General features: G+C 59.4%; 23 protein-coding genes and 1 tRNA gene. 4 read left to right on the plus strand and 20 right to left on the minus strand.

The window, feature by feature from the left end; genetic code table 11:
- Positions 1–4: 4 nt before the first annotated feature.
- The 7 genes from DBY20_09570 to DBY20_09600 form a co-directional block, all read right to left on the minus strand.
- A complete protein-coding gene (locus DBY20_09570; protein PWL77589.1) occupies positions 5–859 on the minus strand; it encodes a nucleotidyltransferase in 855 nt (284 codons plus the stop codon).
- Positions 856–1,959: a 3-isopropylmalate dehydrogenase gene (gene leuB / locus DBY20_09575; GenBank protein PWL77590.1), complete on the minus strand. Its 1,104-nt coding sequence runs from the start codon at positions 1,957–1,959 to the stop codon at positions 856–858. The genes DBY20_09570 and leuB overlap by 4 nt, the downstream gene beginning before the upstream one ends.
- On the minus strand, positions 1,959–2,618 hold the full coding sequence (gene leuD, locus DBY20_09580) for a 3-isopropylmalate dehydratase small subunit (GenBank protein PWL77591.1): 660 nt from the start codon (positions 2,616–2,618) through the stop codon (positions 1,959–1,961). Before leuD ends, leuB begins: the two co-directional genes overlap by 1 nt.
- 124 nt (positions 2,619–2,742) lie before the next feature.
- Positions 2,743–4,005, minus strand: a complete 1,263-nt coding sequence (gene leuC, locus DBY20_09585; GenBank protein ID PWL77592.1) for a 3-isopropylmalate dehydratase large subunit — start codon at positions 4,003–4,005, stop codon at positions 2,743–2,745.
- Entirely contained in the window at positions 4,005–5,918 is a 1,914-nt protein-coding gene (locus DBY20_09590; protein PWL77629.1) for a threonine--tRNA ligase, read from the minus strand. Before DBY20_09590 ends, leuC begins: the two co-directional genes overlap by 1 nt.
- A gap of 118 nt (positions 5,919–6,036) precedes the next feature.
- Positions 6,037–6,489 carry a zinc ribbon domain-containing protein gene (locus DBY20_09595; protein ID PWL77593.1) on the minus strand — a complete coding sequence of 151 codons (453 nt, stop codon included), beginning with the start codon at positions 6,487–6,489 and terminating at the stop codon, positions 6,037–6,039.
- 46 nt (positions 6,490–6,535) lie between these two features.
- Positions 6,536–7,846 (minus strand): hypothetical protein, encoded by a 1,311-nt coding sequence (locus DBY20_09600; GenBank protein PWL77594.1) that lies wholly within the window; start codon positions 7,844–7,846, stop codon positions 6,536–6,538.
- 246 nt (positions 7,847–8,092) lie between these two features.
- Between DBY20_09600 and DBY20_09605 the strand changes: the two genes are divergently transcribed.
- Entirely contained in the window at positions 8,093–10,003 is a 1,911-nt protein-coding gene (locus DBY20_09605) for a molecular chaperone HtpG (GenBank protein ID PWL77595.1), read from the plus strand.
- Positions 10,004–10,098: 95 nt separating this feature from the next.
- Positions 10,099–10,719 carry an MBL fold metallo-hydrolase gene (locus tag DBY20_09610; GenBank protein PWL77596.1) on the plus strand — a complete coding sequence of 207 codons (621 nt, stop codon included), beginning with the start codon at positions 10,099–10,101 and terminating at the stop codon, positions 10,717–10,719.
- 138 nt (positions 10,720–10,857) lie between these two features.
- Here DBY20_09610 and DBY20_09615 read toward each other — a convergent pair whose 3' ends face one another.
- Together DBY20_09615 and DBY20_09620 are read right to left on the minus strand one after the other, a co-directional pair.
- Positions 10,858–11,271 (minus strand): universal stress protein, encoded by a 414-nt coding sequence (locus tag DBY20_09615; GenBank protein ID PWL77597.1) that lies wholly within the window; start codon positions 11,269–11,271, stop codon positions 10,858–10,860.
- Positions 11,272–11,282: 11 nt separating this feature from the next.
- Positions 11,283–11,810, minus strand: coding sequence for a peptidylprolyl isomerase (locus tag DBY20_09620; GenBank protein PWL77598.1), 528 nt, complete (start codon positions 11,808–11,810; stop codon positions 11,283–11,285).
- 106 nt (positions 11,811–11,916) lie between these two features.
- Between DBY20_09620 and DBY20_09625 the strand changes: the two genes are divergently transcribed.
- The gene (locus DBY20_09625; protein PWL77599.1) at positions 11,917–12,645 is read left to right on the plus strand and encodes a hypothetical protein; all 729 of its coding nucleotides are present in this window, start codon (positions 11,917–11,919) and stop codon (positions 12,643–12,645) included.
- A 78-nt stretch (positions 12,646–12,723) separates the two neighbouring features.
- Here DBY20_09625 and DBY20_09630 read toward each other — a convergent pair whose 3' ends face one another.
- The 3 genes from DBY20_09630 to DBY20_09640 form a co-directional block, all read right to left on the minus strand.
- Positions 12,724–13,914 (minus strand): IS30 family transposase, encoded by a 1,191-nt coding sequence (locus DBY20_09630; GenBank protein PWL77600.1) that lies wholly within the window; start codon positions 13,912–13,914, stop codon positions 12,724–12,726.
- Positions 13,915–14,060: 146 nt separating this feature from the next.
- Positions 14,061–15,833, minus strand: coding sequence for an MFS transporter (locus tag DBY20_09635; GenBank protein ID PWL77601.1), 1,773 nt, complete (start codon positions 15,831–15,833; stop codon positions 14,061–14,063).
- A gap of 390 nt (positions 15,834–16,223) precedes the next feature.
- On the minus strand, positions 16,224–16,484 hold the full coding sequence (locus tag DBY20_09640) for a hypothetical protein (GenBank protein ID PWL77602.1): 261 nt from the start codon (positions 16,482–16,484) through the stop codon (positions 16,224–16,226).
- 396 nt (positions 16,485–16,880) lie between these two features.
- Here DBY20_09640 and DBY20_09645 point away from each other — a divergent pair, with 396 nt between their 5' ends.
- Entirely contained in the window at positions 16,881–17,207 is a 327-nt protein-coding gene (locus tag DBY20_09645; protein ID PWL77603.1) for a hypothetical protein, read from the plus strand.
- Here the strand turns inward: DBY20_09645 and larB are convergent.
- From larB to DBY20_09685, 8 genes are all read right to left on the minus strand, one after another.
- Positions 17,204–17,914: a nickel pincer cofactor biosynthesis protein LarB gene (gene larB / locus DBY20_09650; GenBank protein PWL77604.1), complete on the minus strand. Its 711-nt coding sequence runs from the start codon at positions 17,912–17,914 to the stop codon at positions 17,204–17,206. The two genes, DBY20_09645 and larB, sit on opposite strands and share 4 nt — an antisense overlap.
- An 8-nt stretch (positions 17,915–17,922) precedes the next feature.
- Positions 17,923–18,513, minus strand: a complete 591-nt coding sequence (locus DBY20_09655) for an ACP phosphodiesterase (GenBank protein PWL77605.1) — start codon at positions 18,511–18,513, stop codon at positions 17,923–17,925.
- An 18-nt stretch (positions 18,514–18,531) separates the two neighbouring features.
- A complete protein-coding gene (locus tag DBY20_09660) occupies positions 18,532–21,219 on the minus strand; it encodes a valine--tRNA ligase (protein PWL77606.1) in 2,688 nt (895 codons plus the stop codon).
- A gap of 39 nt (positions 21,220–21,258) precedes the next feature.
- Positions 21,259–22,557 (minus strand): ATP-dependent Clp protease ATP-binding subunit ClpX, encoded by a 1,299-nt coding sequence (locus DBY20_09665; protein PWL77607.1) that lies wholly within the window; start codon positions 22,555–22,557, stop codon positions 21,259–21,261.
- Between the two features lie 4 nt (positions 22,558–22,561).
- Entirely contained in the window at positions 22,562–23,203 is a 642-nt protein-coding gene (gene clpP, locus DBY20_09670; GenBank protein PWL77608.1) for an ATP-dependent Clp endopeptidase proteolytic subunit ClpP, read from the minus strand.
- A 60-nt stretch (positions 23,204–23,263) separates the two neighbouring features.
- A complete protein-coding gene (tig, locus tag DBY20_09675; protein PWL77609.1) occupies positions 23,264–24,580 on the minus strand; it encodes a trigger factor in 1,317 nt (438 codons plus the stop codon).
- A gap of 35 nt (positions 24,581–24,615) precedes the next feature.
- A tRNA-Leu gene (locus DBY20_09680) sits at positions 24,616–24,700 on the minus strand.
- A gap of 104 nt (positions 24,701–24,804) precedes the next feature.
- A complete protein-coding gene (locus tag DBY20_09685; GenBank protein ID PWL77610.1) occupies positions 24,805–25,596 on the minus strand; it encodes a hypothetical protein in 792 nt (263 codons plus the stop codon).
- Positions 25,597–25,603: the final 7 nt, after the last annotated feature.

Genomic DNA, 25,603 nt, shown 5'->3' on the forward strand with positions numbered 1-25,603 from the left:
GCATTTACGCGAAGAGCGAGCCGACCGTCTCCTTGAGATATGCGGCGATCTTGGGATCCTTCATGGCCTGGGCGACATTCGCGGCGATCCACGAGGGAACCGTGCCCGTGTCATATCCATCGCGCGGATCGATGACGAGCGCGTACATGTCCTCATGGTCGAGCAGCGATACGAGGGCATCGGTGAGTTGGATTTCTCCACCGGCACCAGGCTCGGTCGTGGCAAGCAGCTCCATGACCCTTGGAGTCAGCAGATAGCGACCGAAGCTCGCGAGATTGCTCGGCGCGTCCTCGAGTGCCGGCTTCTCGATCATCTCCGTGACCTTCCAGACGCCATCGCCCAGGTCCTCGCCGCCGATGATGCCAAAGCGGCTCACCTCGTCATCGGATACGGGCAGTACGGCAATTACGCTCGCATTGTCATGCGCCTCGGATACCTCGCGCATCTTCTGGCAGATGCCGTTCTCGGGTACGAGCACGTCACCGAGCATGACGAAGAACATGTCGTCACCGGTCTCGGGCGCGGCGACGTGAACGGCGTGACCGAGGCCGAGCGGCTCATCCTGATACACGAAGCTCACGGGCAACGCACCCGCATACTCGACGGCGTCGGCATATGCGTCCTTGCCCACGCCGCGCAAATGCCCGACAAGCGCGTCGTGCGGGGAAAACTGGTCCTCGATGGACTTCTTGTCACGGCTGTTGACGATGATGACCTCGTCGACGCCTGCCTCGAGAGCCTCTTCGACGATGTACTGAATCGCCGGCTTATCGAGTACGGGGAGCATCTCCTTGGGCTGAGCCTTCGTCGCAGGCAAGAAGCGGCTTCCCAAACCAGCAGCGGGTATTACAGCTTTCATCTTTCCTCCTCGATGCAGGCGACGATCTTCTCGCCCATCTCAGTCGTTCCCAGAACATGCCCGGCATCCGTCGCTTCCTGCGCGATGTCAGCCGTACGCCAACCCTGCGCCAAGACGCAATCGACCGCGCGTCTCACATCGGATGCGGCCTCATCCAAACCCAAGCCGTGCGCAAGCATCATAGCAGCCGAAAGCACCTGAGCCAGGGGATTGGCGATGTTTTTGCCCGCGATATCGGGAGCCGAGCCGTGACAGGGCTCGAATAGCGATGTCCCATCCCCGAGCGAGGCGCTTGCGAGCAAGCCAAGCGACCCTGCCAACACCGACGCCTCGTCGGAAAGTATGTCGCCAAAGGTGTTCTCGGTGAGGATGACATCGAACCGCCCCGGATTCATGACAAGCTGCATCGCGCAATTATCGACGAGCATGTCGACAAGCTCGACATCGGGATAATCGACGGCGACACGATGCACGACCTTTCGCCAGAGACGCCCCGTGTCGAGCACGTTGGCCTTATCAACACTCGTGACCTTGCCACGACGCTTCGCAGCCGCATCGAAAGCCTGCCGCGCGATACGCTCGATCTCGTACTCGTCATACTGCATGACATCGTGCGCATGCATCCCCGCGGCAGTCTCCACGGTTGCATGCTCGCCAAAGTACAGGCCTCCCGTGAGCTCGCGAACGATGAGGATATCGCAGCCGCGCACTGCCTCGGGTTTGAGCGGTGAGGCAGCGACAAGCGCATCGTAGACGTGCACGGGGCGCAAGTTCGCATAGAGCCCGAGCTCCTTGCGTATGCCGAGGAGCCCGTCCTCAGGACGCGGCTTGTCCGGATCAACCGTATCCCAACGCGGACCCCCGACGGCCCCGAGCAGTACCGCGTCGGCGCGGCGGGCAAGTTCGAGCGTCGCCTCGGGAAGTGCGCTGCCGCATGCGTCAATTGCGCAACCGCCGATAAAAGCCTCGGTGCATGTGAACTCGATGTCGTACTTGCGTCCGACGGCATGTAGAGCATCGAGCGCGACTCGCATGATCTCCGGGCCGATGCCGTCACCCGGCAAGATGCAAATTTCGTATCGTTGCTTGTTCACAATCATCACCTGCGCGCCTTCGTGCGGGCCACAAGCCCACCCGCCTCGATGATTTCCTGTATGAAAGGCTCGAAGGGGCGGACGTTCCAGCTCTCCCCCGTAGTCAGGTCTTCGATGATGCCCGTGCCCGTATCGGCAAAAACCGCATCGTCCTCCTCGATGCCATCGGCGGCCTCGGGGCATTCGATGATGGGTAGCCCTACGTTGATGGCGTTGCGATAGAAGATGCGCGCGAAGCTCTTGGCGATGACGCAGGAGATGCCCGCTGCCTTGATGCAGCTCGGCGCATGCTCACGCGACGATCCACAGCCAAAGTTCTCGCCGGCGATGATGATGTCGCCGGGTTTGACGCGTTGCGTGAATGTCGGATCGAGATCCTCCATGCAGTGAGCCGCAAGCTCGTCCATATCAGACGAATTCAGGTAGCGCGCCGCGATGATGGCGTCGGTGTCGACGTCACGTCCGTATTTGATTGCGGTGCCGTTAAATTGCATAGCGTAGCCTATCCTCCGAATGACGTCCGTCGAACATTTACCTCGCGCAATGGCTCGCACCCGAGGCGCCAGAATTGCGAGACCGCTGCGGAACTCGCGCGCAAGAACAGCGCGCTCAAACAGTCCTCGCAAGACCGCCTCGCAATTCTGGCGCCTCTGCTCACCGGGCATCGGAAAATGTTCGACGGACGTTTAGGGTCATTTTGCAATTCTAGCGCTTCGGCCCTTAAGACGCTGCAAGGCCATACCGCAATTCTTGCACGGACCAATCATCGAACACACAAGGTGGGGGGTATTAAAGTTGCCCTGGCGTACAGACGTAGCCCGCGACGGCGCTGGCGGCGGCCACGGCAGGACTCGCGAGGATGACCTCGCTGTCCTTGGCCCCCATGCGGCCGACAAAGTTGCGGTTGGTCGTGGCGACGCAGCGTTCGCCCGAGGCGAGCACACCCATATACCCGCCCAGACATGGACCGCAGGTAGGTGTCGATACGGCACAGTGAGCATCGAGGAACACGTCGAGAAGTCCCTCGTGCATGCACTGGCGGTACACGTCTTGCGTTGCGGGGATGATGATGCAGCGCACGTCAGAAGCGACCTCGCGGCCACGCAACACATCGGCAGCCGTGCGCATGTCCTCGATGCGCCCGTTCGTGCAGCTGCCAATGATGACCTGGTCGATGCGCATATCGTTGCAGTCAGCAGCCGACCTCGTGTTGCTCGGCAGGTGCGGCAACGAGACCGTTGGGGTAAGCTGCGAAACGTCGATATGAATCGTGCGGGCATAGTGCGCATCCTCATCCGAGGCATACTCGACCCAAGGCCGCTCGGCACGTGGCTCCACATAGGCGCGCGTCACGTCATCGACAGCAAAGATGCCCGTCTTGGCACCAGCTTCGATGGCCATGTTGCAGATCGTGAAACGCCCGTCCATCGAGATTTGCGCGACAGCCGGACCGGTGAACTCCAACACCTGATAGAGCGCCCCATCAACGCCAATCTGGCCGATGATGTACAGGATGAGGTCCTTCGCGCTTACACCGGGAGCGAAGTTCCCCTCGAGCACGACTTTGATGCTCTCGGGCACCTTGAACCAGGCGCTGCCCGTCGCAAAGGCGACACCCACATCGGTCGATCCCATGCCCGTCGAAAACGCCCCGAGCGCACCATAGGTGCAGGTATGCGAATCAGCTCCTATGGTGAGATCGCCTGGCACCACCACGCCTTTCTCGGGCAGCAGTGCGTGCTCGATTCCCGCGCACCCGACCTCATAGTAGTGTTCGATACCCTGCTCGTGCGCAAACTCGCGCATGAGCTTTGCCTGCTCGGCGCTCTTGATGTCCTTGTTCGGCGTGTAATGGTCCGGAACGAGAACCACGCGCGCGGGATCAAAGACCCCCTCGCCCACCTGACGGCATACGTCGATGGCGATGGGGGCCGTGATGTCATTGGCGTGCACCACGTCGAGCGTGCACTCGATGAGCTGACCTGGAACGACCTCGTCGAGCCCCGCGTGCGCCGCAAGGATCTTCTCGGCGATGGTCATGGGCCGCGCCATTAGACCTGAGCTTCCTCGATGATCTTCGTGAAGTACTCGAGCTTCATCGAGCCCAAGTCGCCCTCATGGCGCTCACGCACTGCAACCTCGCCATTCTCGACTTCCTTGTCGCCAATGACGAGCATGTAGGGAACGCGTTGCCCCTGCGCCTTGGCAATCTTCACGCGCATGGGCTCGTTCTGCTCGTAAACCTCGACGCGCCCACCATGTGCGCGCAACTCGGCCGCGACCTGCTCGGCAGCCTCGACGTGGCGATCGGCAATGGGAATGATGACAGCCTGCGTCGGCGCAAGCCACAACGGCAGGTTGCCACTTGTGTGCTCGATGAGGATGCCGAGGAAGCGCTCGATGGAGCCGAAAAGCGCGCGATGGAGCATCCACGGACGCTCGCTCGTGTTATCGGCCGTGCGATACGTGACGTCGAAGCGCTCGGGCAAATTGAAGTCGACCTGCACCGTCGAGCACTGCCACCAGCGACCGAGGGCGTCCTTGACCTTGATGTCGATCTTGGGGCCATAGAAGGCGCCGTCGCCAGGGTTGATCTCGTATGGAATGCCACGACGCTCGATGGCCTCGCGCAAGAAGCTCTCGGCCTTTTCCCACATCTCGTCGGTGCCGATGGACTTCTCGGGACGGGTCGATATCTCGGCCATGTACTCGAAGCCGAACTCCTTCATGATGGAGTCCGCCAGATCGAGGATTGCGCAGACCTCGTCGACAACCTGATCTTCGCGACAAAAGACATGCGCATCGTCCTGCGTGAAGCCGCGGGCGCGCATAAGGCCATGCACGGCGCCGCTCATCTCGTGACGATACACGGTACCGAACTCGAAGTACCTGATGGGCAGTTCGCGATACGAGTGGATGTCGTTCTTGTAGAGGATCACGTGGCCGGGGCAGTTCATCGGCTTAACGCCATACTCGCTCAGACGCGGCTCCTCATCGCTTCCCTCGTTAATCTCGAAGAAGTACATGTTGTCCTTGTAGTACCCGTAATGGCCACTCGTCTTCCAGACATCCGCCTTGTAGATGTGCGGGGTGATGACCTCTTCGTAGCCCCTGCGATACAGCTCCTTGCGCAGCCACTCCTGCATGATGCGGATGATGCGCGCGCCAGCCGGCAGATACAACGGCAAGCCAACACCGGCCTCCTCGTCCATCATGTAAATGCCGAGCTCGCGACCGAGCTTGCGATGGTCGCGCTTCTCGGCCTCCTCGAGCATGAAGAGGTATTCCTTCATGTCCTTCTTGTCGAAGAACGCCGTACCGTAGAGACGTTGCAGCTGCTCGTTCTCGGCATCGCCCTTCCAGTAGGCACCGGCGAGCTTCATGAGCTTGAAGGCGCCGATCTTGCGCGAGCTGGGGATGTGCGGGCCCTTGCACAGGTCAACGAAGTCACCATGGCGATAGATGGAGATTTCGGCGTCCTCGGGCAGGTCGTCGATATGCTCGAGCTTGAACTTTTGGTCTTTGAAGATTTCCTTGGCCTCATCGCGCGTGACAACCTCGCGCACGAAAGGCTCGTCCTTCTTGATGATCTCCTTCATCTTGGCCTCGATGGCCTCGAAATCATCGGAGGAAAGGTTCTCGGTCAAGCCGAAGTCGTAGAAGAAGCCGTCATCGGTTTGCGGGCCAAAGGCGATCTGGGCGCCGGGGAAGAGCTCCTGCACAGCCTCTGCCATGATGTGCGCCGTCGAGTGGCGCAAGATGCCGAGACCCTCGGGTGATGTCTTGGTGACGATCTCGACCTGCGCGCCGTCGGCGAGCGGCGCATCGAGACCGACGAGCTCTCCGTCGATCTTGCCGGCAACGGCGGCCTTGGCGAGGACGCTGCCAATTGCAGCCGCGAGATCGGCTACCGTCGCGCCCTCTTCGAGCTCTCTGGTGGAATTGTCGGGGAGAATGACAGAAATCGTGCTCATGGCTGTTCCTTTCCGCCCGTTCTCGGTCACAAACCGAGTGGGACCTATCGTTAAAAGCACATGGCGAGAATCTACACCGCAAACAGGCGTGATGCAAGGAGAACTTGCGCTAGGCCGAGCGCTGGCGCGTCTGACGCGTGAGCGGCTGCGCGCAATAGGGACATATCTGCCAACTGGGCTCGAGCGGACGTCCGCAACTGTTGCATACGTTACGCAGCTGGACACGACAGTTGGGGCAAGCGATGTAGTCACTCTTCACTGGCTCGCCGCAACGGGGACAGTTACCGTAATCGGAGAGCTGCCGCCCCATGAGCTCAAGGTTCATGACCTGCTCGGTGGAGTCGGCCGCGTTGAGGGGCGGACGCAGCAGGCAGTAGGCAACCAAGCCGGCGACGGGTACGGCGGCGATGACGGTCCATAGCAGCACGGGAGCCTCGCGTGTCTTGGCATCCCTGTTGACCCAGATGATGCATACGACCCAGAGCCCCACGAAGATGATTGCCGTCACGATGAGGACGACGAGCACGGGAGGTGTGAGTACCGACGCGAGAATAGCGGACATGCTGCCTTCTTACTGCCTGTGGTAGTGGACTATTGGTGAGATTCTATCACCAAATATCCTTCACCTCACCAGCAACGGTTATCGAGCCCGTAGCGATAACGGGCTCGTGGCGCAGTAACTCGCGGGCCTCGGATATGCTCGTGGCAATCTCGGGGCGCATGCCGCATTCCTCCTCGACGAGCGCGGCAAGCTCCACCGCAGGAATGGAGCGCGGCGACGACGATGCCGTGACGACGATGCGCGAGAACAGCGGGCAGAGCTCGCGGATGATGTCACGGGCGTCCTTGTCGTCCAGCACGCCGAGCAGCAAGGTAGGCGTGGCGCGTGACGGGGGGACGGGAAGGTGACAGGGGGACGGGGGTTCTGTCACGCGAATTCGGCGTGACAGAACCCCCGTCCCCCTGTCACCTTCCCGTCCCCCCGTCACGCGCCCGTCGAAGAATCTCTTCAGCTCTTCGGCAAGGGCGTGGGCAGATTGCGGATTATGTGCCGCATCGATAATCACGAGCGGGTCATGTCGCAGAATCTCAAAGCGTCCGGGAATGATGAGCCCACTCAGCGCCATGCGGACGCTCTCGGGCGAGGGCGCATGACCAAGCGCCGCGGTAACAGCCGCCAGAGCCGTCGCGAGGTTTGAGCGCTGATAGACGGGCAGGCTGGCGAGCTCGCCCTCAAATGGGGTGATGGCCTCGAGATTAGCGTTCTCGTACGGCACACAGACTTGCTGCGCCTGCCGTTCGAAGACCTCCCGTGCGGCAAGGTCGTGTGCAAAAACCGCCTTGCAGCCCGGTTTGATGATGGCCGCTTTCTCGGCCGCAATCTTTTCGATCGTATCACCGAGAATCGCGGTGTGTTCAAGCGCCACGCCCGTAATGACGGCGACTTGCGGGTCCACGACACTCGTGGCATCCCAGCGCCCGCCCAGGCCACACTCGAGAACAGCCCAGTCGGCGCCCTCTTGCGCGAACAGCCACAGGGCGGCAGCCGTGAGCAGCTCGAATTCCGTGGCCTCAACGTGCGCATGCGCAGCTGCGTCGAGCGCCGCCTTGATGCCCCGTGCAAAGGATTCATCGTTCACGATGCGTCCGTCGATCTCGATGCGCTCGGGATACTTGACCAGATGCGGCGAGACATACAACCCGACGCGCAGGCCCTGAGCATGCAAAAGAGCCGCTATCATGCGCGTCGTCGATGACTTGCCATTGGTGCCGGCAACCTGCACGCAACGGTAGCGCTTCTGCGGATTACCCATCGCCGCGCACATCGCCCTAATCGGTTCGAGCGAGGGGTTCATCCCGAACTTGAGCGCACCCTCGAGCGTGGCAACGGCATCGTCATATGTCATGTGCTGAGTCATGGACGCTATTCTACATCGATACGAATCCTTAATGTGTGTCAGGGGGTCTGACCCCCTGACACAGAGTGCGAGAGCAAGCCCGCAATCGCCTCTCGGGACGTCTCTAACATCTGCTATCTATCGACTTAGATATTCTAAATAACCGCAGTTAGGTAACATATCAGTGACAGGGCGTGCATAATCTATGCCCCCTCTTCTACAATCGCTGTTTGTACATATATAACGCACGCGAAAGGACACATACCCATGCGTAAATTCAAGACAGAGAGCAAAAAGCTGCTCGACTTGATGATTAATTCCATCTATACCAATCGCGAAATCTTCCTGCGTGAGCTCATCTCCAACGCATCGGATTCGCTCGATAAGCTCTACCTCACCTCGCTCGAGAACAAAGACAGCTCCATTATGCGCAGCGATCTGCGCATTCAGATTGCCATTGACGAGGACGCTCGCACGCTCACCATCAGTGACGATGGTATTGGCATGACCAAGGACGAGCTCGACAAGAATCTCGGCACCATCGCCCATTCGGGTTCGCTCGAATTCAAGAGCTCGGATTCCGAGAAGCTCGAGGAAGTCGACATCATCGGCCAGTTCGGCGTCGGCTTCTACTCTTCGTTCATGGTCGCCGACAAGGTCACCGTCATCTCGAAGGCATACGGCAGCGACGAGGCCTTCAAGTGGGAAAGCGATGGCATCGAGGGCTACAACATCAGCGAGACCACCCGCGAGAAGCGCGGCACGGACATCATCCTGCATCTGCGCGAGAACACCGACGAGGTCAATTACGACGAGTACCTCTCGCAGGCTCTCATCAAGCATTTGGTCAAGCGCTACAGCGATTACATCCGCTACCCGATCATCATGGACGCTGAGAAGACGCGCACGCTCGAGAAGCCCGAGGACGCTGGCGACGATTACGTGCCCGCAACCGAGACCTTCGTCGAGGAGGAAATCCTCAACTCGATGATTCCCATCTGGACCAAGAAGAAATCCGAGGTCTCCGACGAGGAGTACGCCGATTTCTACCAGGCCCAGTTCCACACGGCAGACACGCCCCTGCGCACCATCTCCATGCATGCCGAGGGCAGCCTGAACTACGACGCGTTGCTCTTCATCCCCACCGATGCGCCCATGAACCTGTATGCCAAGGACTTCCAACGAGGACTGGCGCTCTACAGCAACAACGTCATGATCATGGAGCATTGCGAGGACCTGCTGCCGGACTGCTTCGGCTTCGTGCGCGGCGTCGTCGATAGCCCGGACCTCAACCTCAACATCTCGCGCGAGACGCTCCAGCAAGACCGCCAGCTCATCGCCATCGAGCGTCGCATCGAGAAGAAGATCAAGCAGGAGCTCGAGAAGCTCTGCAAAGACGACCGTGAAGCCTACGTCGATTTCTTCAGCAAGTTCGGCCACGTGCTCAAGTACGACATCTACTCCACCTACGGAGCGCACAAGGACCTGCTGCAGGACCTGCTGCTCTTCCACTCCGCCAAGGAGGACAAGCCCATCACCCTGGCCGAGTACGTCGCCGGCATGCAGGAGGGCCAGGAGAACATCTTCTTCGCTTCCGGTGACACCGTCGCGCGTCTGGCCCAAAGCCCGAGCGTCACGTCGGTCGTCTCGCGTGGCTACGACGTCCTGCTCTGCGGTGACAACGTCGACGAGTTCTGCCTGCTCTCCATCGGCAGCTATGACGACAAGGAGATGCGCAACGTCGCCAGCGGCGAGGACCTTGGTCTCGAGACCGAGGAGGAGAAGGAGGAAGTCGCCAAGCAGCGCGAGGAGAACAGCACGCTGTTCGAGGCGATGACTGAGGCGCTTCCCGACGACATCACCAATGTCACCGCGACCTCTCGCCTGGCTGATGCGGCCTGCTGTATCGTCGCCGATGGCCCTGTGAGCCTGGGTATGGAGAAGTACTTCGCGACCATCCCGGCTGCCGCCGGCGAGCGTCCCGAGGCAAAGCACGTGCTCGAGCTCAACCCCAATCACCCTGTCTTCGCAACGCTGCAGGCGGCGCAAGAGGCTGGCGAGACCGAGAAGGTCGCCCAGTACGCCAACCTGCTCTACAACCAGGCACGTTTGGCGGAGGGTCTCGAAATCGCAGATTCGGCAGCATTCAACGAGGCTATTTGCGAGCTGATGAAATAAACATTTCTCGTGATAATTTCGGTTATAGGCAGTGCATTATATTGTGCGCTGCCTATAATCTTATATGGATATAAAAGCGAGCGAGGAGGCTTATCATGACTACGATGCTATTTCAGGGGCACGGCTCCTACAGGTTCACGCTCGACGACAGCACGGTCATCTACGTCGATCCATACTTCGGAAAGGAATACGAGCTCGAGGCGGACCTCGTCCTGGTCACGCATAGGCATTTCGACCACGATGCCGTGGACAAGATGCCCCATGCGTCTGGCTGCGAGGTAATCTGGCCCGAGGACCTACATCCCACGAGCGATGAGTATCTCTCCACGGAGTCTCACGGCGTGAAGATCCAGGCGGTGCAGGCATACAACGAGAACCATCCGTCTGACGAGTGCGTTGGCTACGTGCTCGAGTTCGATGGCGTCTCGTTCTATGCAGCAGGCGACACGAGCATGACCGAGGACATGAAGTCCGGCAAGCTTGCCGCCATGAAGCTCGACTATGCGACGTTCCCGTGCGACGGGGTGTACAACATGGACGCGGACGAGGCTTCCGAGTGCGCCAAGCTCGTCGGTGCCAAGCACAACATTCCCGTCCATGAGGTGCCCATCGACTCCGCCGACGCTACGGTCGCCGAGTACGACGAGGCCAAGCTCGAGGCATTCCAAGCTCCCGGACGCATCATCCTCGTCCCCGGGGCCGAGCTGCATATGTAAAAAATGGAGCAGGGCGCGCAATGCGCGCCCTGCCTGCAATGCGAGATTTCTCGACTCCGCTCCGCTTCGCTCGGAATGACAGGGGCAGACGCGTAGCGCCACCGTCCCCTTGTCATTTCGACCGAAGTGGAGAAATCCCTACTTCACGACAAGCACCGGACACTTGGCGTGCGTGAGAACCTTGTGGCTCACGCTGCCGAGCGCAAACTCGCGCAGGGCGCCCAGACCGCGACTGCCCATCACGAGCAAATCAGCTTCCGACTCCGTCGCGTAGCGAATGATTTCGTCGGCAGGACGGCCGTGCAGCAGCACGATCTCATGGTCGATGCCAGCGTCTGCCAAAACCTGTGCCGCATCCTTGATAATCTCACGCTGGGCCTCACCATGTGCCTCGATCGGGTCGTAGACCATGTCCGAGTACACGTCGATGGCGATGACCGAGACGATCTTGACCTGCGCATCGCCCTCAAGGGACGCGATGTAGGCTGCCTGCTCCGTTGCGCGCAGTGAGTTTTCCGATCCATCGGCGGCAACGAGAATGTTCTTGTACATAGCGCAATCCCCTACATGATGAGGTCGAGGGGGTCCTTGGGAATCTCCCTCTTGGGGGCATTGGGGTCATCGGCCGTGGACTCATCGACCTTGATGAGCTCGACATCGAAGGTAAGATCCTTGCCCGCCAGCGGATGGTTGTAATCGAGCGTCACGGCCTCCGGGGTGATGTCCTTGACCGTAACCGGAACCTTCTCCTCGTCTTCGGTGATCATCCAGATGACCTTGCCGATTTCGAGGCCCTTCATGTTGGGCATGACCTCCATCGGGATTTCCTCGGTGTGCTCGTCGAGATACTCGCCGAATGCCTCCCAATCCTTGATGGTGAAGGTCTTCTTCTCGCCCTCGGCCATCTCGCGCACCTCGCGCTCGAAACCATCGAGCACCATGTCGTGACCAACCTGGAACACGAGGGGGTTCTCGGCGGTCATCTTGTCGTAAACGGAGCCATCTGGCAGACGACCTTCGAAAGTCAGGGTTACGGTTGTTCCATCGAGCATGACGATAGTCCTCTCATCCGAGTGCGCGTAATGCGCCATTTCTCACGCGAAAAAGCGTCCTCATGACAGTACCGCATGCGGGGAATTCTGCAAGGGTATCTGGGCTATAATTGCCAAAGCGTAACCGCAAATCAAAGGGGATTTCGTGGCTCAGAAATTTAATAAGATCTACATCCAGCAGGATGCCATTGCCAAGCACGAGGACTTCGACACCTGGTACGAAGACGGGGATGTCTTCCTCCAGTTCAAGAGCAAGGAAGGCTGGAAGCGAGAGAAGGACAAGGTGCAGATCATGGGCCGCATGGGTGGTCAGGTCGGCCTCATCAAACCCGACAATCACGTGCTTAACTACTACATTCGCTACGAGCGCTGGGAGTACATCCTGCACACGTTCGTTATCAATCACCACTACTACATCGAGGGCATGGTGTGGGATCTCTACGGGTGTGCACACGAGCCCCCGTGCACCTTCGTCGAGGAAACGCTCACGAGCTTCGAGCGCAAGGCTGTGCATATCAAGCTCGTCAACTTCAAGGATAAGGGCATGTGCTACGAGATTCATGCCCACGAGCTTGAAAAGCTGCGCATTGCCGTGGCGGCGTTTGTCGCCATTCTCATCAAGGAGGAATGGAAGGGCTTGAGCGAGGGCAACGACTACACCCCTGCCGGGCTCCTCAACAACCTCAAGAGCCGCATCTTCGAGAACAAGGGCTTCACCTACGAGGAAGTCCAGGAGCTCATCGAGGCCGACTCCCCCTACGTGCGCATCATCAGGCCGGAGGGCCGTCCCATCGACCACAAGGATTCCAAGCTGAAGAAGGACAAGCGCGGCCACGTCCTGGAAAAGCGCAAGAGCGATTCGATAAAGAAGTAAGCAACAAGCTTTGCGGCGTGACAGGGGGACGGGGGTTCTGGTCACGCTGGATTCGCATGACAGAACCCCCGGGCGGGTTCAGGCGATCATTGCACCTTCCGCCAACACTTCCTGCATAGCCTCGGAAGGGAACTTCCAGCCCAGGACCTTCCTCGGACGGTTGTTGAGCAGCCACCGCACCTTGCCCACCTCTTCGTCCGACACCTCCGTGAAGTCAGTCTCTTTGGGGAAGAACTCCCTGATCAGCCCGTTCACATTCTCATTGGTGGGCCGCTGCCAAGGAGAGTGCGGATCGCAGAAATACACCTCGAAGCCAGAGGAGAGCTTGAACCTGTCCACGCATGCCATCTCCGACCCCTGATCCCAGGTGAGCGTGCGCCTGAGCTCCTCGGGGATCCCCTCGGCCATCTGCGCCATGCGCTCTGCGACCGTGTCCGCGTCATGGCAGGCCAGCCTCGACATCAAAAGGAAGCGCGACCTTCTCTCCACGAGGGTTATGAGGCAGCTCGACAGGTCGCTTCCAATGATCAGGTCCCCTTCCCAATGCCCGGGGATGGAGCGGTCACCCGCCTCCGGGGGCCTCTTGGATATATGCGCATCCTTAAGCCAGGGCCTGTTCTTTGCGGGGAGCTTGGATGCCGGTTTGCGACCGCGGCGCTTGGTGCGCAAGGCGTACTCGACGCCGAGCTCATGGCGCAGCGTCCCGTAGCCTTGCACATAAAGGGACTGGTATATCGTCTCGTGGCTTATGCGCATCTCCTCGTCATCCGGGAAGTCTTCTTCGATCCGCTTGGAGACCTGCTCGGGCGACCATCTGCTGGCAAGCATCTGCAGCACATAGGCCCTGAGGGGGCCTCGGGCATCGAGCTTGCGGGGTTTTGGCCTTTTCGCCTTCTTCCTCGCATCAAGCTGGGCGTGCCTCGGATCGTAGGGTCCTTGCACCCGGGAAAGCTCGCGAGCGACGGTCGTCCTGCTGATGTTCATTTTATCGGCAATCTCTTGGTTGGTGCGCCCGACATCGAGAAGGGCCGCGATAAAGCAGCGGTCCTCGTATGTCAGGCGCTGCTTGGGCGATGTTCTTGCGCTCGGGGTCGGGCAGCTCGCGGCGTCCATTGTAAGCACCATCCGATCCGGAGGGCGGTCCATTCGGCTCCACTTGAAAACGGCACCACGTCCGATTCCGGTCCGCCTTGCGCACTCCCTGATCGAATCACCCGCGCGAAGCCTCTCTTTGACCGCCGTCCAATCATCGATAGAGTATTTAGCCATTGCACCACATCCTTTCCATGCGTGCAATGACCGCTAGAATCCGCCCCGTCCCCCTGTCACAAATGACAAACAAGAAGGCCCCCGGCATTACGCCGGGGGCCTTCCGTTGCGCTAGCAAGAGCTAACGACAAGTGCAGGGGCACAACTTAGAGAATGTTGGCACCCTCTGCCTTTGCCTTCTTCTCCTTGCCGAGGCCCAGACCGCCAAATACGAAGAAGTAGATGAACGGAAGGAGCATGGCAACGAGCATGATGGGCAGAGCCATAGCCGTCTTGGAGAAGCCGGGGATGGCCAGCGGGCACACGATGCAGCCGATGAAGTTGATGACAACCACGGCGATCATGATCCAGAAGCGGCCATTGCCGTCCGTCTCGGACAGCGGATTCTCCTCGGAGAGCTTCTGCAGCTCGTCCATCGTCTTTCCGCCCGTGTTCTTCACGAAGAGCAGCGTGCAGAGGAGACCAAGGACGAACGGGATGAGCAGAACGAGCACAACCATGGACCAGTTGTTGGACATAACGCCATTGACGTCATGCTGGAACATGGCCAGGCCGGCAGCAGCACCGAGAACGATGGAGGAGCCGGAACCACCGAAGCGAGCGAACGCCTGGCACCAAGAAGTACCGGTGTTGCGGAGCGTGGTGGGATAGGACTCGGGCATCAGGGGCTGGACAGCCGTAATGGCGTAGTTCAGGCAGAAGCCGAAGAGGAGCATCAGGAAGATGCAGGGAACGAAGTTGCCCGCAGCAGCGCCAGCGAGGGGTGCGCCATTCACGGGAGCCTCGCCCGGGAACATCGGGACGAACACGGAGCAGGCGATGATCGCAACGATACAAGCGACCCAGCCAATCCACAGTGCACGCTTACGGCCGATGGCGTCAGAGACAAAGCCAACGACGATATTCGAGGCGATAGCGGCAACGTTGTTCCAGGTCTGCAGGGTTACAGACTCGGCTGCGGTAAAGCCATTGCCCTGGAACCAGGTGGGAATCCAGGCGTTCATGCCATAGACGCAGAACTGGCCGACGAAGTAAGCGGACCAAATTGCGCAGGTGGCAACGATGAACTTGCTGGAGAACAGAACCGCAGGGCCAGACTTGGCAGGCTTGGGCGGAACGATCAGCAGGTTGGCATCGAAGTGCACATCGACGTGGCGGGTAGCCTTGACGATCTGCTCAAGACGGGCAACAGCCTTGTCCTTCTGGTCATGGTTTGCATACCAGTGCGGAGTCTCATGCATCGCGAAGAGCAGGATGATTCCGTAGACGACCGGCAGAGCGCCGATCAGGTAGCAGACACGCCAGTTCTGCACAGCAGTCGCGCCAGTTGCGAGCGTGATCTGACCGTCGCAGAGACCAGGGATGATCGGGTTCGGGTTGGAGCAGACGGGAGCTGCAACCAGACCAGCGATAACCCAACCCATAACCATGAAGGCCATGCCGAAGGTAACGAAAATGCCGCGCTGCTTGGAAGGCATGCTCTCGGAGAACACGGTGGTTACAACCGGGATGCAGGAGCCGACACCAAAGCCAGCGATGAGGCGGAACGCGCAGAAGAAGGCGTAATCCGGCGCGAAAGCCTGGGGTAGGGTGAACAGACCGTAGAAGATAACTGCGATCGTGAGCATCTTCTTACGACCGATCATGTCGGAGAGGATACCTCCGACGGCGCCACCAAGAACCATGCCGAGCAGGCCCCACGTGGTCAGGGAGCCGGTAAGAGCCGCGATGGGCTGACCAGCAGCAATCTGAGCCGCGAAGAACGTAGGTGCAACATAGGTGTTGGTGGAATTGACGATCATGAAGTCGTAGCCGTCGAAAATCATGGCGAAGGCCAAGAGAACGAACACGACCCATGTGTGGGCAGAAATGCCCGCGCGGTCAATGACTTCGGAAACAGTAAACTCTTTACCGTCCATCAGTCCCTCCTTAAATCCAATATCTCAATCATGAGAAATGAGTATTCGGGAAAGCCCCCCAGCTTTCCCAACAACAAAGAGGCAGATATCCCATCACCTAGAATCAAGACCCCAGAAAACTCGATTCCAAGTGATCGTCACTCGTCTCCTTGCTGCTCTTCTAGCAGTTTTGCCCTGCGCATCTGGCAGATGACGACTGGCTTTCCATCATTGATGCGATACATACGGTATCCACAATTGCCATAGCCACTGCACGCACGACATGTGATCTCGTTGAGAGGTAACCCCCCTAGATCCTCTTCCGTTAGTTGGAGGTTCTTTGGTTTAACGACAGACACGGGTACCCTCACTTCTCACGGGCAAAACTGCGTAAAAGCGAGCTAAAAATCCTTACGCACCAGGAGCCTTGGGAGCGCCGGGAGCACCAGGAGCCGCGGGGGCACCAGGAGCGCCAGGAGCCGCGGGGGCACCAGGAGCGGCAGCGCCGGCGGGACCGCCGAGCTGAGTCTGGAAGTCTTCCATGTCCTGCTCAGTGAACTCATACTTGCAGAACGGGCACTTCTTGAGAACGGTATTGCCGATGACGGGCAGCTTCTTGCCGCACGACGGGCAGTTGAGATCGATCTCTACACCTGCGGGCCTAAAACACATAGTCAACTCCTTTTCCTTTGTCCCATACGGGACGTCCTACAATTCGTCCGTCAGCCTTCTAGACCGATGCCCGTCCCAAAGGGGGACAAGCGGCTGCCAGACGATACGGCGTTTACTCCCATCGAAGCGATAGGAGGCCGTCTTCGCATCAAGGATGAGACGAAGACGATGACCTGCGGATTATAGGGAAAAAAGAACGCCGTGATGGCTCACGCGCGTCCATGTCTTCGATATCCTCCACAAAATCGCCATATAGAATAGCACACTGTACTGAGAATTGCTTTCAAGAAGCTCTTTTTGCGTAAACGGCGATTGCCTCATACTCAGAGAATTAGGTAGTTACATGGTGTACACTCTCCCCTACCGTTTGTCGCGCCGCGCGAAAAGGAGCCCTCCGTGGGGAAGAGCAAGACTCAAAAACCAAGCATCATGCGAGAGGCCGCGAACAAGCGTGCCGAATACCGCAAATGGCTCATACGTCTCGTCGTCGGGCTCGTCATATGCCTGGCTGCCATAGCCGTGTACTATCTCCTGGTCATCAACTACGTCATCGAGAACGCGCCGGGCATCACCTGGATACTCGCCGCCATAGCGGCGATTTTCCTGGGCTGGTTCGGCAACAAGTTCTCCAAGACGCATCGGGCCTACACCGGCTACCTTGCCGAGCGTGGGCTCACTAACGAGGACGTCGTCGAATTCCTGAAGGCCAGCGGCCGCGGCTAAAAACCAGAAAAACGCTCGGGTGGGCAATTGATTCGATGTGCGATCTGCCCCGCCCCAAAACCATTATCGATGTTGACGACCGACACTCCCCCTGCACATGAGTTGAGCATGGAAAGCAGTGCGGTAACGCCGCCAAAGCTTGCCCCATAACCCACGCTTGTGGGAACGCCCACGACCGGGACATCGACCAAGCCCGCCACGAGCGAGGCGAGGGCCCCCTCCATGCCGGCAACCACGACGATGGCATGGGCACCACGCAAATCGTCGACATGCGCAAGCGTGCGGTGCACGCCTGCGACACCGACATCGGCGAGCAGCTGCACGCGCGAGCCCATGAGTCGCGCCGTGAGCGCCGCCTCCTCGGCGATGTTCATGTCACTCGTGCCCGCGCACACGACGAGCACCTGGCCCTCGGCCCGATTAGCGCAACTCAGAATCTCCTCGAGCGTGTCGCCCTCAACGGGGCGCTCACGACGGTCGGCGAAGAGAAAGCCCGAGCGTTCGAACCAGCGAGCGTCGCGGATGTGACCGCATACGACATCGGCCGCCTGGGCGCTCACACGCGTCGCAACGACGACGCCGTGACGCTCGAGTAGCTGCTCGGCGATGGCGCAGATTTGCTCGGGAGTCTTGCTTGCCCCGTAGATGACCTCGGGAAAACCACAACGTTGCGCGCGATCGTAATCAAGATTAGCGTAATCGTCCATGACATCTCCTAGAGCTGGGCGCGGGCAAGCTCCTCGAGCGCTTCGGTCATGATGGCTTCGGGGTCATTCGTGATGATGTCGAGTCCCTCGGCCCTGAAGCAACGCACGTCCTCGATGCCAAAGTAGAGCTGGCACAAGGCCTTGACCTGATCATAGCCATAGTCCCAGTCACCACTGTATCCACCGACAGTCGTGACGAAATACGCGCGCTTGGCATTGCACATGCCCGTGGGAATGCCCTCGGGGCTGTATACGAAGGTCACGCCTTGGGCGCAAAGCAACTCGAAGTAGATCTTCAACAGAGCGGGGAACGAGAAGTCCCAGTACGGTGCCGCGAAGACGACTTCATCGACCTCGGCAAACTGCTTCGCGTAATCGAAAACGGGGTGATTGAAATCACCGGCCTTTGACCACGCCATACGCTGGTTGGAAAGCTCGCCCGTAAGAGGCAGCAAGTTCTTCTCATCCTCCAGCACAAGCGTCTCGATCTCGACATCCGGACCATCCAGACGCTCGAGAAGCGCCTGGGCGAGCCGCTCGGTGCGTGAGGTGTCACGATTGACGCAGGCATCCACATACAGGATTTTCTTCACGGTCATCCCCTTTCGGAACTGCTGCTACTCCTCGAGCTGCGCTTTTATAAGCTTGAGCTCTTGGGTGAGCTCGGCGTGCTCGGTGCGGACCTTCTCGACGGCCTCGGGTGCGGCCTTGTCGAGGAAGTTCTGGTTGCCGAGCTTCTTGTCGAGCTTCTCAAGCTCCTTGAGAGCCTTGGCGCGACGCGTCTCAAGTCTCTTGCGCTCCTCGGCAAAATCGACCAAGCCGGACAGCGCGGTATACACCTCGATATCGCCCACGAAATCGATACCGCTCTCGGCAGGGCGCGGAGCGTCCGCCTCGAGAATATCAAGGCTCGACAGTTTGGCGAGCGCCATGATGAGGTCGCGCTGTTGCTCGACGAGCGTGCGCTCGGCGGTAGCCTTCTCGTCGTCATCCGCGAAGCGCAGGGCCACGGCAAGCTCCTGGCGCGGGCTGATGCCATAGGCAGCACGCGTGGCGCGCACGGAGGTGACGAGTTGCACGACGAGCTGGATGGCCTGCTCGGCCTCATCGTCGATCCAGCGCGAGAGCTCTCCCGCATCGGGCCAAGAAGCGACCATGAGCGCCGGAGCATCATCCTCGACGGGCAGGTACTCCCAAATGGCCTCGGTGACGAAGGGCATGACCGGGTGCAGCAGGCGCAGGGCGCTGTCGAGCACGAAGACGAGATTGCGCTGCGCGATCAAACGGGCATCACCCTCCTGTGCAAGGCGTGCCTTGCACAGCTCGATGTACCAGTCGCAGAACTCGTTCCAGAAGAACGCGTAGAGCTCACGGGCGATGTCGCCAAAGCGATACTCCTCGATACCGGCCGTGACGGATGCCGTGAGCTTGGCCAGGCGCGAAAGAATCCACGCATCGGCGGCCGTCGCCGCCTGGGGCTCGCCCGGCTCGTAGCCATCCATGTTGAGCATGACGAAACGTGCCGCGTTCCAGATCTTGGTGACGAAGGAGCGCGCGGCCTCGGTGCGCGGGGAGTCGATAAGCTCGTGGGTCTTCTTGTCGATGTTGGCATCGAACTTGACATCCTGGTTATTGGTGACGAGCGTGAGCAGGTTGAAGCGCATCGCATCGGCACCGTACATGGCAATGAGATCCATCGGATCGACGCCGTTGCCCTTGGACTTCGACATGCGACTTCCGTCCTTGGCCAAGATGGTGGCATAGATGAAGACATCCTCGAAGGGAATCTCGTCCAGGAAGTACAGCGAGCTCATGATCATGCGGGCGACCCACAATGCGATGATGTCACGTGCGGTCACGAGCACCTTGGTGGGATGATGGCCGACAAGCTCCTCGGAATGGTCGGGCCATCCCTGCGTGGCAAAGGTCCACAGCTGGCTCGAGAACCACGTGTCGAGCACGTCCTCTTCCTGGTGCACCTCATGACTGCCGCACACGGGGCAGACGTCCGTGTCCTCCATGAGCGCATCTTCCCAGCCGCAATCGGCGCAATGGAAGACGGGGATGCGATGACCCCACCAGAGCTGACGCGAGATGCACCAGTCCTTGAGGTTCTCCATCCAGGTCATGTAGGTCTGCGTCCAGCGCTGCGGATGGAAGGTGACCTGTCCATCGGCAACGACGTCGGTCGCCGGGCCTTTGAGCTTGTCGACGGCGACGAACCATTGCTCGGAGAGCCAGGGCTCGAGCGTCGAATCGCAGCGGTAGCAATGCATGACGGAGTGCTCGTGGTCTTCCACGTGATCGAGCAGCTCATGCTCCTCGAACCACGCGACGACGGCCTCGCGGCACTCGTCGCGAGTCATGCCCGTGAACGCGCCGTAGCCATCGACGACGACGGCATGCTCGTCGAAGATATTGATCTGCGGGAGGTCATGTGCCTGGCCCATGGCGTAGTCGTTGGGGTCATGCGCGGGCGTGACCTTGACGAAACCCGTGCCGAAGCCCGCATCCACATGCCAGTCGGAGAAGATCGGAATCTCGCGGTCGACAATGGGGAGCCTGACCATCTTGCCCACGAACTTCTGCTTGTCCGGATCATCGGGTGACACGGCAATGCCCGTATCGCCGAGCATTGTCTCGGGGCGCGTCGTGGCGACCGTGATGTACTCGACACCGTCAACCGGCTCGACGAGCGGGTAGCGCAGATGCCACAGATGACCCTTCTCGTCCTGGTACTCGGCCTCGTCATCCGAGATGGCCGTCGTGCAGCTCGGGCACCAGTTGACGATGCGCTTGCCGCGGTAGATGAGGTCGTCGTGATACCAATCGCAAAAGACCTTGCGCACGGCCTTCGCGTACTCCGGTGACATCGTGAACTTCTCGTCGTCGAAATCGATGGAGCAGCCCATGCGCTTGATCTGCTCGACGATGATGCCACCGTACTCGTCACGCCATTTCTGGCACTCCTCGAGGAACGCCTCGCGGCCAATCTCGAGGCGCGAGATACCTTCGCTCTTGAGCTTCTTGTCGACCTTGGTCTGCGTGGCGATACCCGCGTGATCGGTACCCAGGATCCAGCGTGTGGAGTAGCCATTCATGCGGCTGTAGCGAATATAGGTATCCTGAATCGTGTCATCGAGCGCGTGGCCCATATGCAGCATGCCCGTCACGTTGGGCGGCGGAATGACGACCGTACGGTCCCCCTCCCCCTTGGAGCGCGCGTAGTATTTGCCATCCAGCCACTTCTGGAGTATGCGCTCCTCGACACTCGCCACGTCATAGGTCTTGGGCATCTCGGGCATGTTCGTATCCTTTTGTCTTGATCTGATATTCGTCGTCTTTTATGCCACGAATTGGCTCGTCGCGCGCAGCACGACCTCAGGTTCTTCATCCGCGCGCACGCAATTTTCGGTGACGATGACCTCGGCCACGTCATCGGTGCTCGGCAGCTCGTACATCGTGTCCTGCAGGATGCTCTCGCAGATGGAGCGCAAGCCACGAGCGCCCGTGCCTCGCTCGATGGCCAGCTGCGCGATGGCATGCAGCGCGCCTTCCTCGAAGGTGAGCTTGACGTTATCGAAGCTGAACATGCGCTGGTACTGCTTGACGAGCGCGTTTTTGGGCTCGGTCAAAATGCGGACGAGGTCATCCTCGCCGAGCTCCTGAACGGAGGTGATGACGGGAATGCGACCCACGAACTCCGGAATGAGGCCGAAACTGTTGAGGTCTTCGGGGAGAACCTTCTGAAGAAGCTCGGACGACTCCTCGGCGTGCGGCTTGGCGACTTCCGAATTGAAGCCCACGCCGCGCTTGCCGATGCGTTCGCCGATGATCTTGTCGAGACCGACGAAGGCGCCGCCCAAGATGAACAGGATGTTGGTGGTGTCGATATGAATGAGCTCCTGCTGCGGATGCTTGCGTCCACCCGTGGGCGGCACGGCGGCGTCAGTTCCCTCGATGATCTTGAGGAGAGCCTGCTGTACGCCCTCACCCGAGACATCGCGTGTAATCGAGAGGTTCTCGGCCTTGCGGGCGATCTTGTCGATCTCGTCGATGTAGACGATGCCCACCTGGGCGCGATCGATGTCATTATCTGCCGCAGTGATAAGCTTGAGCAGGATGTTCTCGACGTCCTCGCCCACGTACCCGGCCTCGGTGAGCGCCGTGGCATCGGCGATGGCAAAGGGCACGTCGAGGATGCGCGCGAGCGTCTGGGCAAGCAGCGTCTTGCCGCAGCCCGTGGGGCCAAGCAGCATGATGTTGCTCTTGGCGAGCTCGACCTCGTCATCGTCAGAGCCAAGCCCCAGGGCTACGCGCTTGTAGTGGTTGTAGACGGCCACGGAGAGCGCCTTCTTGGCATCCTCCTGGCCTATGACGTACTGCGAAAGTTCATCATGGATCTCAATGGGCGTCGGCAGGGTCTCGAGCGTGATGAGGCCCTCGGAGCGCCCGGTTGCGGCGGGTAGCTCCTCGCCTCGTATACTGGCGTCTTCCTCATCGATGATGTCGGTGCAGAGCTTGACGCACTCGTTGCAAATGTAAACGCCTTCGCCGGCGATAAGCTTGTCTACCTCGTTCTGGGTCTTGCCGCAAAACGAGCAGCGCAGCTTACCGTCAAACCCATGTGGTCCTTCCGCCATGTGCTTAGTCCTTCTTCACTTCTTCGTCGAGCTTGGCAGCGGCACGGGACTTGACCACATCATCGACCAGGCCGTATGCCTTGGCCTCCTCGGCGGTCATGAAATTGTCCTTCTCGGTGTCCTCGCGAATGGTCTCGATAGGTTGACCCGTATGGGCGGAGAGAATCTCGTTGAGTTGCTCGCGCGTCTTGCGCATGAACTCGGCCATGATCTGGATATCGGTCTCCTTGCCCTGCGCACCACCGGACGGCTGGTGAATCATGACGGTGGAATTGGGTAGCGCGAAACGCTTGCCAGGCGCACCTGCCGCCAGCAGTACCGCACCCATGGAGGCTGCCATGCCGATGCAGATGGTGCTCACATCCGGCTTGATGAACTGCATGGTGTCGTAGATGGCCAGACCGGCACTCACCGATCCGCCGGGCGAATTGATGTAGAGCGAGATGTCCTTGTCGGGATCGACGCTCTCGAGATGCAAAAGCTGCGCAATGACGGTATTGGCCGACGCGTCGGTGACTTCCTCGCCGAGGAAGATGACGCGATCGTTGAGCAGACGCGAATAGATGTCGTAGCTGCGCTCGCCGCGCGGCGACTGCTCCACGACATAGGGGATGAGCGTATCAGATGCGGGCTGGATGATATTCATGTTTATTCCTCACTACTAGGTGCGAATGCCCTTGAACAGCATCGCGACTTATATCTCGTCTTATGCCTCGTCATCCGTGCCATTGTCGATGGTAACGACTGCGTTATCCACCAACCATTTGGTGGCACGCTGACGTCTGATGGCCTCGCGGATGATGGACATGCGGCCAGCGTCCTCCCACGCCTTGCGCGTGGCCTCCGGATTGTTGGCGACGCTGAACTCCTTCTCGATGTCTTCCTCGCCGATGCTCATACCGAGATGCGTGAACAGTGCGTCGAGTGCCAGGCACTCCTCGGCCTCCTCGCGCGCCTGCGCCTCGAGGTCCTCCCTGAACTGCTCGCCCGTGATGCCACGGCTCGACAGGAACTGGTCGAACGTGGTGCCCTGCTCCTGCAAGCTGTTGAAGAAGTCACGCAAGATGTTCTCGCGCGTGTAATCGAGATAGGCGTCGGGGATGTCGCCCTTGATGCGACGCGAAAGCTCGGTCACGCAGCGGCTCTCCTTGAGGCGCGGCAGTTGCTCGGCCTTGGTGCTGGTGATCTCGTTCTTGAGCTGCTCGACGAGCTCGTCGAAGGTGTCGAAGCCGACCTTCTTGGCGAATTCGTCGTCAAGTTCCGGCGTCTCCTTCTCGCGGACTTCCTTGACGGTGACGGTGGTGTGAATGGTCTTGCCGGCAAGGCTGGGGTCAAACTCCGTCGTGAAATCGAACTCCTTCTCGTCGCCCGCCTTCATGCCGACGAGCTGCTCGGTGAGCTCTTGCGGCATCATCGGGCCGCCGATCTCGACCAGACGGCTCTCGTTCGTGAGGGCATCGACGGACGCGCCGTCAGCCGTGGACGCGAGCTTGATCATCACGAAGTCGCCATCCTTGGCGGCGCGCTCGACCGTCTCGAAGTTGTTGTAGTAATCCTGCAGGGCATGGAGTTGAATGTCGACGTCCTCCTGGGTGGCTTCCTCGGAGGGCATCTTGATCTCGACGGGATCGTAGGAGTCGAGCTCGACGCTCGGCTTGATGTCGCCGAACATCGTGAACTCGTAGTCCTCGCCATCGGCCGCGAGATCGTTCTCGTCGAACTCGGGGTCGCCGATGAAGATGATATCTTGCTCGTCGATGGCGCGCGGGGCGACATCGTTGATCATGTCAGAAGTGATCTGAGCATAGACTGCATTATGTCCGCCGAAGTTCTGCTCGATGACCTTGCGCGGCGCCTTGCCTGCGCGAAAGCCCGGGATGCGGGTCTTCGAAAAGTCTTTGAATGCCTTGTCGATGTGCTTCTTGACTTCATCTGCAGTCATGTGAACGGTGACCTGCGTCTTGCCGTCCTCGCGGGTGCTCGTCGTGACTTCCAACGTTCCTCCAAAAATCCTCGCCATCATGGCGCTTTGAGAATGCGCCGAGGCGCTTCGGTCTATGGTGCGGGCGAAAGGACTCGAACCTTCACGGATTGCTCCACTGGAACCTAAATCCAGCGCGTCTGCCAGTTCCGCCACGCCCGCATGCATCGCACGTCAAGACGCACGACAATGGAGCATTGTACCCCAGTTCACAGGCGTGCGCTGTTCCGTAGCGCATTTGTCATCAATTGATATATATGCCGTATCTAGGAGTTCTTGAGGCGCACGGCAACCATGATGTCACCCGCACTCTCGCATGCGTCGCAGCACTTCTCGAGTGCGGAGAGCACGCCGTAGAGACCGACGGCGAAAAGTGCGTGCTCGAACTCGTCTTCCTCGGCCTTCTTGTAGATCCGATGCACGGACTCGATGTAGACGCGGTCGCCCTCATCCTCGTACTTATGAATCTCCTTGATGTAATCCTTGATGGACTTCGACTTCTTGAAGTGGGTGAATTTGTCGCAGGCGGCCTGAAGAGCATGGGTCGTCTTCTGCACGATGTGAATCATCTCGATGATTTCCGGCGTGATGACGGTGATGTTATGCATGTAGATGCGCTGCAAAACATCGTCGAGCTCGTCAACGACGGTATCAAGCTCATCGGCAAGTTCAAGGATGTCCTCACGTTCGATAGGCGCGATGAACTCGAGGATGAGGTTCTCGGTGATGGCTTGAACGACGCTGTCGGACTTCTCCTCGATCTCGTGCAGGACGTAATAATGCTCGAGAACTTCTGCCGGACTGATAGCACCCATGTGCTTTTCCTCGTCATAATGACTCGTCAGGTAATCGACAAGCGCATCGGCATATTCGACGGCGCAGTTGCCGATTTCCACGAACGCCTCGAAGTAGTCAAACTTTTGCTTGCGTGCCATCACGTCCACCTTTCTCGGATTACGAGGATATATTGTACCCGATGAAGAAGCGTGACAGGGGGACGGGGACGTGACAGGGGGACGGGGACGTGACAGTGGGGACGGGGGTTCTGTCACGCCCATGGGCGTG

The sequence above is a fragment of the Coriobacteriia bacterium genome (assembly GCA_003149935.1).
GTDB lineage: Bacteria > Actinomycetota > Coriobacteriia > Coriobacteriales > QAMH01 > QAMH01.

Coding starts and splice junctions, on each gene's coding strand:
- DBY20_09570 (PWL77589.1), bottom strand. CDS start 859: ATGAAAGCTGTAATACCCGCTGCTGGTTTGGGAAGCCGCTTCTTGCCT.
- leuB (PWL77590.1), bottom strand. CDS start 1,959: ATGATTGTGAACAAGCAACGATACGAAATTTGCATCTTGCCGGGTGAC.
- leuD (PWL77591.1), bottom strand. CDS start 2,618: ATGCCCGGTGAGCAGAGGCGCCAGAATTGCGAGGCGGTCTTGCGAGGA.
- leuC (PWL77592.1), bottom strand. CDS start 4,005: ATGGCGCGGCCCATGACCATCGCCGAGAAGATCCTTGCGGCGCACGCG.
- DBY20_09595 (PWL77593.1), bottom strand. CDS start 6,489: ATGTCCGCTATTCTCGCGTCGGTACTCACACCTCCCGTGCTCGTCGTC.
- DBY20_09600 (PWL77594.1), bottom strand. CDS start 7,846: ATGACTCAGCACATGACATATGACGATGCCGTTGCCACGCTCGAGGGT.
- DBY20_09605 (PWL77595.1), top strand. CDS start 8,093: ATGCGTAAATTCAAGACAGAGAGCAAAAAGCTGCTCGACTTGATGATT.
- DBY20_09610 (PWL77596.1), top strand. CDS start 10,099: ATGACTACGATGCTATTTCAGGGGCACGGCTCCTACAGGTTCACGCTC.
- DBY20_09615 (PWL77597.1), bottom strand. CDS start 11,271: ATGTACAAGAACATTCTCGTTGCCGCCGATGGATCGGAAAACTCACTG.
- DBY20_09620 (PWL77598.1), bottom strand. CDS start 11,810: ATGGCGCATTACGCGCACTCGGATGAGAGGACTATCGTCATGCTCGAT.
- DBY20_09630 (PWL77600.1), bottom strand. CDS start 13,914: ATGGCTAAATACTCTATCGATGATTGGACGGCGGTCAAAGAGAGGCTT.
- DBY20_09635 (PWL77601.1), bottom strand. CDS start 15,833: ATGGACGGTAAAGAGTTTACTGTTTCCGAAGTCATTGACCGCGCGGGC.
- DBY20_09640 (PWL77602.1), bottom strand. CDS start 16,484: ATGTGTTTTAGGCCCGCAGGTGTAGAGATCGATCTCAACTGCCCGTCG.
- larB (PWL77604.1), bottom strand. CDS start 17,914: ATGGACGATTACGCTAATCTTGATTACGATCGCGCGCAACGTTGTGGT.
- DBY20_09655 (PWL77605.1), bottom strand. CDS start 18,513: ATGACCGTGAAGAAAATCCTGTATGTGGATGCCTGCGTCAATCGTGAC.
- DBY20_09660 (PWL77606.1), bottom strand. CDS start 21,219: ATGCCCGAGATGCCCAAGACCTATGACGTGGCGAGTGTCGAGGAGCGC.
- DBY20_09665 (PWL77607.1), bottom strand. CDS start 22,557: ATGGCGGAAGGACCACATGGGTTTGACGGTAAGCTGCGCTGCTCGTTT.
- clpP (PWL77608.1), bottom strand. CDS start 23,203: ATGAATATCATCCAGCCCGCATCTGATACGCTCATCCCCTATGTCGTG.
- tig (PWL77609.1), bottom strand. CDS start 24,580: ATGATGGCGAGGATTTTTGGAGGAACGTTGGAAGTCACGACGAGCACC.
- DBY20_09685 (PWL77610.1), bottom strand. CDS start 25,596: ATGGGCGTGACAGAACCCCCGTCCCCACTGTCACGTCCCCGTCCCCCT.